This window comes from Clostridium pascui, assembly GCF_016908015.1.
GTDB classification, from domain to species: Bacteria; Bacillota; Clostridia; order Clostridiales; family Clostridiaceae; genus Clostridium_AK; species Clostridium_AK pascui.
The window spans coordinates 39,939-52,194 of the sequence record NZ_JAFBDB010000011.1; the positions used below are offsets into that span (position 1 = coordinate 39,939).

Here is a 12,256-nt window from a genome sequence, read left to right on the forward strand (position 1 = left end):
AGAAGGGTAAAATACATTACGATGTTACCAAGTATTTAGGTAAGTTAACTATATTGGATAATCGTATAAAAATAAGTATAGAGTTAAAAAGAAATCTGATAATAGTTAAAGGAGGTAAAATAATTTTGTTATTTAACTCAATTCATTTTTTAATATTTTTTCCCATTGTAGTCCTTACATACTTTTTAATACCATTTAAATTTCGTAAAGTATGGATGCTTATAAGTAGTTATTATTTCTATATGAGCTGGAATCCTAAATATGCAATTTTAATTGGAACAAGCACAATAATAACATATTTTGGTGGACTGTTAATAGAAAAAGCAAGCAAAATAAGTAATGAAGAAAAATCAATTAAGTTTAAAAGATTTTGGATTCTAATGAGTCTTATAAGTAATTTAGGTATTTTATTTTTATTTAAGTATTATAACTTTTTTATATCAAGTTTAAAGAGGGTATTTTCTTTATTTAATATTACAGTTATAATCCCATCATTTGATTACTTGTTGCCAGTAGGAATATCTTTTTATACATTTCAAGCTCTTAGTTATGTCATAGATATTTATAGAAAAGATGTTAAGGCAGAAAAAAATATAGTTAAATATGCCTTGTTTGTATCATTTTTTCCTCAAGTGCTTGCAGGACCTATAGAAAAATCGAAAAACCTATTACATCAATTTGATGAAAAGCATCAATTTGATTACTATAGAGTAAAGAATGGCTTAGTTCTAATGCTGTGGGGCTTTTTTCAGAAAATAGTTATTGCAGATAGATTGGCTATATTAGTTAATGCTGTATACAATAATCCCAATAAATACAGAGGATTAGAAATAATTATAGCTACTATATTTTATGCATTTCAAATATACTGTGATTTTTCATCTTATTCAGATATAGCAAGAGGTGCTGCTGAAATTATGGGATTTAGGCTAACTGTAAACTTTAAACAGCCCTATTTTTCAAGAACAATAAAAGATTTTTGGAAGCGTTGGCACATAAGTCTTAGCAGCTGGTTTAAAGATTATCTCTATATACCTCTTGGAGGAAACAGGTGCAGTAAGCTTAGAAATTATATTAATATAATGATTGTATTTTTAGTTAGTGGACTATGGCACGGAGCATCTATGAATTTTTTAGTTTGGGGAGGATTACACGGTATTTATCAAGTAATAGGAAATATTTTAAAACCAGTTAAAGAAAAAATTATAGATACTTTTAAAATAAAAACTGATATATTTAGTTTTAAGTTTTTTCAAGTATTAATAAATTTTGTATTAGTTGATTTTGCATGGATATTTTTTAGGGCGAATTCCTTTACTGGAGCAAAAATGTTGATTAAGAATATGCTTTATTTCAATCCATGGATATTTTATTCAGGAGAGATTTATAGTCTAGGATTGGATTCAAAAGATTTTAAAGTAGCAGTGCTAGGTATAATTATAGTTTTAATTATAAACTATATTCAAGCAACCGAAAGTGTCCGTATAGATCTTTCAAAACAAAATATAGGATTTAGATGGGCGGTATATTTTACGGCTATTATCTTTATTTTAATACTTGGCGTATATGGACCAGGATATAGTAAACAGCAGTTTATTTATTTTCAATTTTAGGAGGAATACCCATGGCTAAAAAGATAGTTTTAAAAGGATTTATTTTTGTAATAATATTAACCATGATTATTTCTATACTTAACTCTATCTTTGTGTTAAAAGTAAGTCATCGCGGTAAAATATTTCAAGGAGTATATGAAGATAGGGATACATACGATGTTATTTTAATGGGGTCTAGTCATATGGACTCGTCCATCAATCCTAATGTACTATGGAATGAGTATGGAATAACTAGTTTTAATTACGGAACTGGGGGACAGCCCATAGATGTTACGTATTATTTACTTAAGGAAGTTTTAAAAAAACATAAAAATCCAATTGTAGTAGTAGATTTATATTATTTAGGTTTAACGGAAGAGTATGGTCAAGAGGGATATATTAGATATATTTTAGATAATATGAAGTTTTCAGTAAATAAGATAGAAGCTGTTGTAAACAGTACACCAAAAGGTCAGTGGTTAAGCTATTTACTGCCAATTGTCAAATATCATGATAGATGGAAGGAACTAGAAGAGAAAGATTTTAATTATGACACCTCAACTACGTATTATCAAAAAGGATTTGGTGCCGGTCGTGAGGTATACGGAAAAGGCACTTTGTCAGACATTAAAGAGACAAAAACTGCAGAGCTTCCTCCTAAAACACAAGAGTATTTATATAAAATTATAGAGCTATCCCAAAAAGAAGGCTTTAGGTTAATATTCACCAATGCTCCACATGATTATACAAGTACAGCTAATATGGACACTTGGCATAAAGAACCTGCTCAAATGTTTAATAAGGTAGAAGAAATTGCAAAAGCAAATAATATTCCATTTATAAATTATAATAACCTATTTGACGAAATAGGATTTAACTTTAAAAATGATATGTATAACGAAGGGCATATGAATATTTGGGGGTCTAATAAGGTTTCAACTCACTTTGGAAGGCTTTTAAAAGAAAAATATGATTTAGAAGATCATAGAAATGATGAGAAATATGCTGATTGGAAAGAAGACTATGATAAGTATCTGGAAGTAGAAGCCTCTGCTAAATAATAGAAAGCTACAGTAATTAAACTTTAATAAAGAGACTGTTTCTAAAAAATCATTTTAATTATTTGGAAACAGTCTTTTGTTTAGATTATTTTTGTTCCATTCATTATAAGCTCAAATTTTAAATTCAAAAAATTTGCAGCTTTTCTACACATAGTCATTCTAGTTAAGAATATTTCAAAGTAATCCATTAATGAAACGATAGTAGTATCAATCTTTAAATCTAGTAGAATAGAACCATTCTCTTTATTAATACAAACTTCTGAATTCTCCACTGCATAGTTTACTCTGTCATGTATATCAAAGGTTGAAAAATCTATATTTCTAACTCTGCTTCGGCGCACATCACATTTATCAGCTAAAATCAATGCAGCGGATATGGGATTAACAGCACAGCCAGTACCTTCATCATGATTTCCAACAGCAGACACCACTAGTGCAATCTCATCCGGAGGCATATTAAGCCTTGTTAAAATATTAAAACATAAAACAGCTCCTGTTTGAGCATGTTCTTCTCTGTTTATCATATTACCTATATCGTGAATATATCCTGCAATTTTTGCAAGCTCTATTGTTCGTGTATCATAATCTAGTTCTGCTAGTATTTTAGAAGCTGTATCTGCAACTTTTGTAACATGACCTATGTCATGTTTCGTTATGCCTAAGACTTCTAAAAGATGATCTGCCCATTGTATATATGATTGTATTTCTACATTGTTTTTTATATCTTCATAAGTAAGATTTTTCACCAATATACCTTCTTTCCTAAATTATTATTTTAACATAGTATTGTCAAATAATTTCACTTAAATGCTATGGACAAGAGATAAAGTCTAATGAATTAAATTTCCTAGTGATACATTTATTTTGTTTATGTATATTTTTGAAATATTTATAAGAATAAATTAAGTATACGCTTATTTGCCTAAGGTTGTCTAGGTAAAGACACTGAATGGCATTCCTTGTATGAGTAATTTGTCTATTAGTTAAAACAATTTAGCAATAAATTCATATAGACATTTTACATAATTTGGTATATAATAGTAATTATTAACATTTGGAAGACATATATATTAGCATAACCAATTTTTAAATTATAGGAAACTAGGGGGATATGTGTATGAATTTTGAACTAAATGAAAATCAACTAATGATCCAAAAGACAGCTAGAGATTTTGCGCAGAAAGAATTATTACCACAGGTAATAGAAAATGATGAAAACAGCAGATTTCCATTAGAAGCTTATAAAAAGATAGGACAGATGGGATTCTTGGGGCTACCTTATGCAGAAGAATATGGTGGAGTTGGCGGAGATTATTTATCCTATGCATTGGCTGTTGAAGAAATTTCTAAGATAGATGGATCATTAGGTATTAGTTATTCTGTTACTACATCTTTATGTTGCGGCTCAATAATAAATGGTGGTACTGAAGAGCAAAAGAAAAAATATCTTCCAGATTTGCTTTCAGGTAAAAAATTAGGTTCCTTCGGACTTACTGAACCTAATGCTGGTTCAGATGCTGCAAATGCTATTACGACTGCAGTTAGAGAAGGGGATTATTATATATTAAACGGCTCAAAATGCTTCATAACAAATGCTCCATTAGCAGATGTCTTTGTAGTATACGCTATGACTGATAGGACTAAGGGGGTAAAGGGACTATCAGCATTTATATTAGAAAAGGGATATGAAGGATTTACAATAGGAAAACTTGAAAATAAGTGCGGTATAAGAGCAGCACAAGTTGCAGAGCTTATATTTGATAATGTAAAAGTTCCAGTTGAAAACTTACTTGGTGGGGTAGAAGGACAAGGATTTAAGGTTGCTATGAAAACTCTTGATGGAGGAAGAATTGGAGTAGCTGCTCAGGGATTGGGAATAGCTGAAGGTGCTTTTGATATGGCAAAAGAATATATGAAACAAAGAGTTCAATTTGGGAAACCAATATGTAAAAATCAAGCATTAGCTTTTAAGATGGCTGACTTAGCTTTAGAAATAGAACAAGCAAAATATTTACTTTATAAGGCGGCAATAGATAAGCATGAAGGAAAACCTTATTCAGTTTCGGCTGCAAAGGCTAAACTTGCATGCACCGATGCAGCTATGCATGTAACTGTTGAAGCTGTTCAAATGATGGGCGGAAATGGTTTTATGAGAGAGTATCATGTTGAAAGAATGATGAGAGACGCAAAGATAACTCAAATATATGAAGGAACAAATGAAATTCAGAAACTAATTATAAGTGGAGACATATTTAAGTAAAAAGAAGTTGAGGATAGCATAGTCTGCTATTCTCAACTTTTTTAGTGCTAGAAGTTATTTATTAATCAGTATCTATTAAAATGTGGTTTTGCCATAGAAAACACCTATAATTGATTACTGTTTATATTTAGTTAATAAAAAATACTCAGTAAATTACCTTCTTCTATTTACTTTAATTAAGTTTTATGTCATAATAAAATGTCGTAAATACGAATTAATTGTTGCTATTTACTAAACTATATCAATCACCAAATAGTTAAATAATTATTATAGATAGTGAGGCGTTAAAAATGAATATAGGATTTGATAATAAGAAGTATTTAGAAGAACAATCTAAATATATTTTAGAAAGAGTTAATAATTATGATAAATTATATCTAGAGTTTGGTGGAAAGCTTTTACAGGATTTTCATGCAAAAAGGGTTTTGCCAGGATATGATGAAAATGTAAAAATTAAATTACTACATAAATTAAGAGAAAAAGCTGAAATAGTTATTTGCGTATATGCAGGAGATATTGAAAGAAACAAGATAAGAGGAGATTTTGGCATCACTTATGATATGGATGTTTTAAGACTTATCGATGAGCTTAGGGGATATGAGCTAGATGTGAATAGTGTTGTAATAACAAGATATGAAAATCAGCCAGCTGCAACTGTATTCATAAACAAGCTTGAACGTAGAGGAATAAAAGTATATAAACATGCTCCAACTAAGGGATACCCTACAGATGTGAATACAATTGTCAGTGACGAAGGATATGGAGCAAATCCATATATTGAAACTTCAAAGCCTATAGTTGTTGTAACAGCACCAGGACCAGGAAGCGGAAAACTTGGAACTTGTTTAAGCCAGCTTTATCATGAAAATAAAAGAGGTAGAGTTGCGGGATATTCAAAATTTGAAACATTCCCAGTATGGAACGTTCCTTTAAAGCATCCTTTAAATATTGCTTATGAAGCAGCAACAGTAGATTTAAAAGATGTGAATATGATAGATTCTTTCCATCTTGAAGCTTACAATGAGATGTCTGTAAATTATAATCGTGACCTAGAATTATTTCCAGTTCTTAAAAAGATAATAGAAAAAATAACTGGCAAGGAGTCTGTATACAAATCTCCAACAGATATGGGAGTTAATCGAGTAGGTTTTGGTATAGTTGATGATAAAGTTGTTAAAGAAGCTTCTAAACAAGAGATAATTAGAAGATATTTCAAAACAAGCTGTGAATATAAAAAAGGGTACTTAGATAAAGAAACTTTTGAAAGAATAAAGCTTATCATGGAAGAGGTTAATTTAAAACCTGAGGATAGAAAAGTAGTTATTCCATCAAGAGAATATTCTGCTAAGCTAAAAGAAACTGCTGATAAAAATGATGTGTGTCCAGTAGTAGCTTTAGAACTTAATGATGGCACAATAGTTACAGGTAAAGGTTCGGAACTTATGGATGCAACTGCTGCTGTAGTTTTAAACGCAATCAAATATCTTGGGAATATATCTGATGAAATACATCTTATTTCACCAGTTGTATTAGAACCAATTACAAATTTAAAATCAAAAACACTAGGTAATAGAAGCACATCTTTAGATGCTGAAGAAATCTTAATGGCACTTAGCATATGTGCTGTTACAAATCCAACAGCGCAAGTAGCTATGGAAAAATTATCAATGCTTAAAGGATGTCAAGCTCATTCAACTGCAATTATAAGTGGAAATGATGAACAAACCTTTAGAAAGCTTGGAGTAGACATTACTTGTGATCCTATATATGCTTCAGAAAGCCTCTATTATAACATGTAATGAATAAAAAATAAACCTTTGGAGAAATCCTAAGGTTTATTTTTTTTTATTTTTATAATGTAATATTATATTTAAAAATGAGAATAATTATATTTATAAAATAAATTTTAAATATGAGGTGAAATTAAATGAAAATAGCATTGCCTAAAGATGGAGAAATGTTAAATCAGCACTTTGGAAGAAGTTCATGCTTTACTATTGTAGACGTTGAGCAAGGTAGAGAAAATAAAATTGTTCACACTAGAGAAGTTACTGCACAAGGTTTACAGCATAACCATGAAGCTTTAGCAGATCTTCTTGAAAGTGAGGGAGTTTCAGTAGTTATTGCAGGTGGTATGGGAGACAATGCATACAATGCCTTAGAAGAAAAGGGATTAGGAGTTGTATGTGGAGCTTCAGGGAAAATTGATGATATTATGCAAAGATATTTAAAAGGTGAGTTAGTTCACGATAAAGCCACTTGTTCTAATCATTACGAGCATAGTCATTAAAATTAAGTAAGTTTTTAAATGAATGAGGTGATTAAGTGAAAAATGAAGATAGTGTAAGGGTTATTCCCTTGGGGGGGCTTGGGGAAATAGGGAAAAATATAACAGCTATTGAATATAAAGATGAAATTATTGTTATAGACTGTGGTATAGCGTTCCCAGATGAAGATATGTATGGCGTAGATTTAGTCATTCCAGATATAACTTATTTACTAAATAATAAGGATAAGGTAAAGGGCTTTTTTATAACTCATGGTCATGAGGACCATATAGGTTCACTTCCTTATATTTTAAAACAGTTAAATGCGCCTATTTATGGTACAAATTTAACATTAGGTATGGTTAGAACTAAATTAGAAGAACATGCATTGATTTCAGATTGTCAGCTTAACGTAGTAAATACTTCTGACATAGTAGAGCTAGAAAATTTAAGTATTGAATTTATTAGAGTAACTCACAGTATAGCAGATTCATGTGCTCTTGCTATTCATACGCCAATTGGGGTAATATTGCATACTGGCGATTTTAAAATAGATTATACGCCTATTGATGGCAAAGTAATGGACCTAGAGCGTATTTCAACTTTAGGAAAAGAGGGAGTACTTCTTTTAATGGCTGATAGTACAAATGTAGAGCGTATTGGACATACAATTTCAGAAAAGTCTATAGGAGAAACCTTTAATAGAGTTTTTGCAAATGCTGAAGGAAGGGTAATAGTTGCAACATTTGCTTCTAATATTCACAGAATGCAACAAATAATAGATGCATCCGTTGAATATGGAAGAAAAGTAGCATTTAGCGGAAGAAGTATGGAAAATGTATCAAAGGTAGCTATGGAACTTGGATATTTACATATTCCAGAAGGATCTATGATAACTTTAGATGAAGTTAAAAATTATACTAATGAAAAAATCACTATAATAACTACAGGCAGCCAAGGAGAATCTATGGCAGCTTTAGCTAGAATAGCTTTTTCCAATCACAGAAAAATTAAAATTGAACCAAAGGATTTATTTATTATTTCTGCATCTCCAATTCCAGGTAACGAAAAGTTTATATCTAGAGTAATTAATGAATTGTTTAGAAAGGGAGCAGAGGTAATTTATGATGATTTAGAAGAAGTGCATGTATCAGGGCATGCATATCAAGAAGAATTAAAGCTTGTTCATACTTTAGTTCATCCTAAGTACTTCATGCCAGTTCATGGCGAATATAGGCATTTAAAACATCATGCAAAGCTAGCACAAAAACTAGGCATGGATGCAAAGCAAATATTTACTTTGGAAACAGGTCAAGTTTTAGAACTGTCAGATAAGGAAACAAAAATATCCGGAAGGGTTCACACAGGATCTGTATTTGTAGATGGACTTGGAGTAGGAGACGTTGGAAATATAGTTCTTAGAGATAGAAAGCACTTAGCTGAAGATGGAATGCTTACAATTGTTGTAACTTTAGAAAGAGAAACTTATAGTATAATAGCAGGTCCTGATGTAATAACTAGGGGATTTGTATATGCAAAGGAATCAGAAGCTTTGATAAATGAAGTGAAAGAAATTGTCAAAAAAGAGCTTGGTAATTGCTTGGAAAATAAAGTTATTGAATGGTATGTATTAAAAGGTAATATGAAAAGTGCAACAGAAAGATTTTTATATGAAAAAACAAAACGAAGACCAATTATTTTGCCTATCATAATGGAAATTTAAATTAATATGGTAGTTACAAAAATAAATATTGTAGTTTCATAAATATATTTATCAAAAAACACTTGAAAAATTTTTAATATGGTATATACTAATATAGAACCTTAATTCAGAAGTAATGATTTACTAAATAAACATTTTTATGAAAAAAATTGTTTGTAATTTACTTTTTATAAAGAATTAAAGGAATAGAAGTTTCGGAGGTAAGAAATAATGACTGGTACAGTAAAATGGTTTAATGGAGAAAAAGGATTTGGATTTATTACTACAGAAGAGGGAAATGACGTATTTGCTCACTTTTCACAAATCAACAAAGAAGGATTCAAGACTTTAGAAGAAGGACAGAAAGTATCTTTTAATGTTGTTGATGGAGCAAAAGGTCCTCAAGCTGAAGATATAACAATACTTTAATTTGTTAAAATAATAAAAACCTGAAGATAAGTCTTCAGGTTTTTTCAAGTTTATACTATGTAAAAATAATATACTAAGTATATTATGAGGAGCAGAAGCGCAAAATATTATTACATAATGAAAGAAAGGGTGCTATAATGAAGAACTTTCAAGATCTTATTAATGAAACTCTAGAAGTTCAAGATTTAGAGGAACTAGAAGTAGCTGCTGATTTATTTGAATTTGGCGTAGAAAAAGGATATTATAACAAAAGACAAGCGGTAGAGTTTAATAATACCTACTGGAAAGTAAAAAATAGATGTTTAGCTTATAAAATTGCTGAAGACGTGAAGATGAATAGATTAGATCTTATTAATATAGTGTCCAATGCTCCTAACAGTGTGAAGGATGATAAGCGCGAATTGATGAATTATGTAAATGGTCGTGTAAAGGCACTTAAAGGAAACATGAAGGGCATTAAATAATGCTTTTATAAATGATGACAGTTGTCTATTTAAAGTTTTTGTTTAACTTTATAGATAACTGTCATTATTTGTATTATCGCTTTGTTATGATTTATAATATAGAATTAGAATAAAAAAGCAAGGTACGCTAACTTATAATTTAGCATACCTTGCTTTTTTAGGATTTACAGAAAAGTTACTAGGAGATCTAAAACTGCTTATAAAGAAGCTTGATTAAAATAAATTCAACTTTATAACTTATTTGAGTTATATTAAGCTGTGCTGAATTCTTATTAAAGTATCGTGTACTCTTTCGAAAAACATTCCAGCAACAAACCAAGCAGGAGCATAGCTTAATGTGATTAAACCACATATTGATAGAGGTTGAGTGGTATAATTCCAAGGACAAACACCTAAAACCTTTCTTAAAATCATTCCAGTTGAAAATTCTACTATAAATATGAGTACTGTATATATCCCTCCTCTAATATAAAAAGGAAGATGCCTTACCTTGTCATGAATGGGTTCTAAAAACAATGCCAGACCGTATATTGGAAACATCCATATATATGTGAAGCCTGTAAGTTTTATATCTCCACGAAGAAGAGAGCCAAGTCCAGTCCAAAGAACCTCTATACAAAAACCTAACAAACCATAAAATACAAATCTTTTTCCCATAAAAGTATTTTCTGTAATCATAAGAAAAATATACAAAAATTATATTCTCTATTCTATAAACATAAATTATAACAATAGATGGTAGTGCATCATAAAAATAGGAACAAGTTTTACTAAAAAGTAATAGTATGAATATTGTGATAAAATAATAGTGTATAACATTATAGATGGGATGGGTGTAAATGTATAAAGAAGCTTGGGAAAAATATAGGAAAGGATTTAAGATTTTATTGCCCTTTATTTTAGTAAAGCTAATATTTGAAATTTCTAGTTTTAAGTTTACAAATAGTAATGTAACACTAGATAAATACGATATGATAACAGAAGGAGAAACGCTGCTAAGAAATATTTCAGGTGCAAATGTTAAGACTGCAGTTATAAGTAATTTATTTTTAATTATAATTTCTATTCTTGTAATGCCTTTAGTCTATTCGTTTTTGTACTTAGTTATAAAAATAATAGTAAGAGATGAAGAAGTAAATTACAAGGAAACTTTTATTGATAGTTTTTCATTTTATCTAAGATACTTGATATTGACTATTATAATAGGGGCCTTAATTATAGGGATATCGCTTTTATCAATTTTTGGTATAATGATTCCTTTCTTCATAATAGCAGTTATGATCCTTCTTGCATATGTAGTAGTAACAGTAATTCCTTGCGAAGCTTACTTAATATATCATGATGTAACTGCAGAAGAGGCATTTAGTGAAGGTAGGAAGATAGGAAAGAAATACTTTTGGAAGTTAGCGATAATTGGTGTGATAACGAGTTTAATAGCAAGTGTATTAAAGGTAATACCTGATACTAATATCATAGTATATGCAGTTAAAAGTTTTATAACTATATCCATAGGGCTTTATATGCATATATTTGCTATGATTCTTTGTAAGCAAGAAGAAAGTTAGATTTTAGGTGATATTCAATTTATATGACGTAAGTGTAATGTTGTAAATTAATTTTTGTTACAAAGTATGGAGGGAAATATAAGAGATGATTAAAAAGTTCAAAAGTAAAATTATGATATTAATAAATGCATTAATAATATTATTTTTAGTAGGATGTTCTGGAGGAAGTTATAAATCAACAAATTCTATTGAAAATAATACTAAAAACAGTATGGAAATGTCATACTCAAGTTTTGACGGACACAAGTTTAATTCTATTAAACTTAAAGAAGGAGATGAACTAAATTTAAATATTGAAATAGTTACAAAAGAGGGAACCTTAAAAATAACTTTGGTTGACAAAAATGATAATGAGTTATTTAAAATTGAAAATCCTAATGAGTTAATTAGCAAGAAAATTAAAATAGAAAAAGATTCCACCTATAAATTAAAAGTTGAAGGAAAACATAAAGGTAGTTATAAAATTACTTGGAATGTAAAACATTCATAATTAAAGGAAATTGCGGTGCAATTTCCTTTAAACTTTATCTGGTGTATCACTATGTGAGATATTAAGCATATGGTCGAGCAATAAAGGATAATGCGTCTTAGCTTGGATTAAAGCCATTAAATAGTAATAGTATATGAGTCAAGCCATGATAAGATGATATTCGTCGCTAAGATAAATGACATGCAACACAGTGGTTAACAATACTTTGAAAAACATTTTGAAAGATTGTTGACAAATATAAATAGAAATGCTATTATATAGGAGTTGCTTAAAGCGACAAGGTCTTTGAAAATTGAACAGAGAATAGAAACCAGTCAATTACTTAACATTTAATGTTAAGAAACGCGATGAGCGAAACAGATTAAACTTTTAAATTGAGAGTTTGATCCTGGCTCAGGACGAACGCTGGCGGCGTGCCTAACACAT

General features: G+C 29.8%; 12 protein-coding genes. 10 read left to right on the forward strand and 2 right to left on the reverse strand.

The window, feature by feature from the left end; all coding sequences use genetic code 11:
- The first annotated feature begins 125 nt into the window (after positions 1 to 125).
- Together JOC70_RS18175 and JOC70_RS18180 are read left to right on the forward strand one after the other, a co-directional pair.
- The gene (locus JOC70_RS18175) at positions 126 to 1,613 is read left to right on the forward strand and encodes an MBOAT family O-acyltransferase (protein WP_204600290.1); all 1,488 of its coding nucleotides are present in this window, start codon (positions 126 to 128) and stop codon (positions 1,611 to 1,613) included.
- 11 nt (positions 1,614 to 1,624) lie between these two features.
- Positions 1,625 to 2,653: a hypothetical protein gene (locus JOC70_RS18180; protein WP_204600291.1), complete on the forward strand. Its 1,029-nt coding sequence runs from the start codon at positions 1,625 to 1,627 to the stop codon at positions 2,651 to 2,653.
- An 80-nt stretch (positions 2,654 to 2,733) separates the two neighbouring features.
- Here the strand turns inward: JOC70_RS18180 and JOC70_RS18185 are convergent, their stop codons facing one another.
- Positions 2,734 to 3,399 carry an HD domain-containing protein gene (locus JOC70_RS18185; RefSeq protein WP_204600292.1) on the reverse strand — a complete coding sequence of 222 codons (666 nt, stop codon included), beginning with the start codon at positions 3,397 to 3,399 and terminating at the stop codon, positions 2,734 to 2,736.
- Between the two features lie 371 nt (positions 3,400 to 3,770).
- Between JOC70_RS18185 and JOC70_RS18190 the strand changes: the two genes are divergently transcribed.
- The 6 genes from JOC70_RS18190 to JOC70_RS18215 all read left to right on the forward strand — a co-directional run bounded on the left by JOC70_RS18190 (position 3,771) and on the right by JOC70_RS18215 (position 9,775).
- Complete coding sequence (locus tag JOC70_RS18190) at positions 3,771 to 4,913, forward strand: acyl-CoA dehydrogenase family protein (protein WP_204600293.1); 1,143 nt, start codon at positions 3,771 to 3,773, stop codon at positions 4,911 to 4,913.
- 290 nt (positions 4,914 to 5,203) lie between these two features.
- On the forward strand, positions 5,204 to 6,712 hold the full coding sequence (locus JOC70_RS18195) for a DUF1846 domain-containing protein (protein ID WP_204600294.1): 1,509 nt from the start codon (positions 5,204 to 5,206) through the stop codon (positions 6,710 to 6,712).
- A 128-nt stretch (positions 6,713 to 6,840) separates the two neighbouring features.
- Positions 6,841 to 7,203: a NifB/NifX family molybdenum-iron cluster-binding protein gene (locus JOC70_RS18200; protein ID WP_204600295.1), complete on the forward strand. Its 363-nt coding sequence runs from the start codon at positions 6,841 to 6,843 to the stop codon at positions 7,201 to 7,203.
- 35 nt (positions 7,204 to 7,238) lie between these two features.
- Positions 7,239 to 8,903, forward strand: coding sequence for an RNase J family beta-CASP ribonuclease (locus JOC70_RS18205; RefSeq protein WP_204600296.1), 1,665 nt, complete (start codon positions 7,239 to 7,241; stop codon positions 8,901 to 8,903).
- 210 nt (positions 8,904 to 9,113) lie between these two features.
- Positions 9,114 to 9,311, forward strand: coding sequence for a cold-shock protein (locus JOC70_RS18210; protein ID WP_035311833.1), 198 nt, complete (start codon positions 9,114 to 9,116; stop codon positions 9,309 to 9,311).
- A 137-nt stretch (positions 9,312 to 9,448) separates the two neighbouring features.
- Complete coding sequence (locus JOC70_RS18215) at positions 9,449 to 9,775, forward strand: hypothetical protein (RefSeq protein WP_035311832.1); 327 nt, start codon at positions 9,449 to 9,451, stop codon at positions 9,773 to 9,775.
- Between the two features lie 246 nt (positions 9,776 to 10,021).
- On the opposite strand, the gene JOC70_RS18220 is transcribed toward JOC70_RS18215, so the two are convergent.
- A complete protein-coding gene (locus JOC70_RS18220) occupies positions 10,022 to 10,468 on the reverse strand; it encodes a putative ABC transporter permease (protein ID WP_341534922.1) in 447 nt (148 codons plus the stop codon).
- A gap of 146 nt (positions 10,469 to 10,614) precedes the next feature.
- Here JOC70_RS18220 and JOC70_RS18225 point away from each other — a divergent pair, with 146 nt between their 5' ends.
- Positions 10,615 to 11,340, forward strand: coding sequence for a hypothetical protein (locus JOC70_RS18225; RefSeq protein ID WP_204600297.1), 726 nt, complete (start codon positions 10,615 to 10,617; stop codon positions 11,338 to 11,340).
- 85 nt (positions 11,341 to 11,425) lie between these two features.
- Positions 11,426 to 11,830 carry a hypothetical protein gene (locus tag JOC70_RS18230; RefSeq protein ID WP_204600298.1) on the forward strand — a complete coding sequence of 135 codons (405 nt, stop codon included), beginning with the start codon at positions 11,426 to 11,428 and terminating at the stop codon, positions 11,828 to 11,830.
- Positions 11,831 to 12,256 lie beyond the last annotated feature (426 nt).

What these genes read in the sequence shown, in the direction of transcription:
- JOC70_RS18180 (WP_204600291.1), top strand. Translation starts at nt 1,625, where the DNA reads ATGGCTAAAAAGATAGTTTTAAAAGGATTTATTTTTGTAATAATATTA.
- JOC70_RS18190 (WP_204600293.1), top strand. Translation starts at nt 3,771, where the DNA reads ATGAATTTTGAACTAAATGAAAATCAACTAATGATCCAAAAGACAGCT.
- JOC70_RS18195 (WP_204600294.1), top strand. Translation starts at nt 5,204, where the DNA reads ATGAATATAGGATTTGATAATAAGAAGTATTTAGAAGAACAATCTAAA.
- JOC70_RS18200 (WP_204600295.1), top strand. Translation starts at nt 6,841, where the DNA reads ATGAAAATAGCATTGCCTAAAGATGGAGAAATGTTAAATCAGCACTTT.
- JOC70_RS18210 (WP_035311833.1), top strand. Translation starts at nt 9,114, where the DNA reads ATGACTGGTACAGTAAAATGGTTTAATGGAGAAAAAGGATTTGGATTT.
- JOC70_RS18215 (WP_035311832.1), top strand. Translation starts at nt 9,449, where the DNA reads ATGAAGAACTTTCAAGATCTTATTAATGAAACTCTAGAAGTTCAAGAT.
- JOC70_RS18225 (WP_204600297.1), top strand. Translation starts at nt 10,615, where the DNA reads ATGTATAAAGAAGCTTGGGAAAAATATAGGAAAGGATTTAAGATTTTA.
- JOC70_RS18230 (WP_204600298.1), top strand. Translation starts at nt 11,426, where the DNA reads ATGATTAAAAAGTTCAAAAGTAAAATTATGATATTAATAAATGCATTA.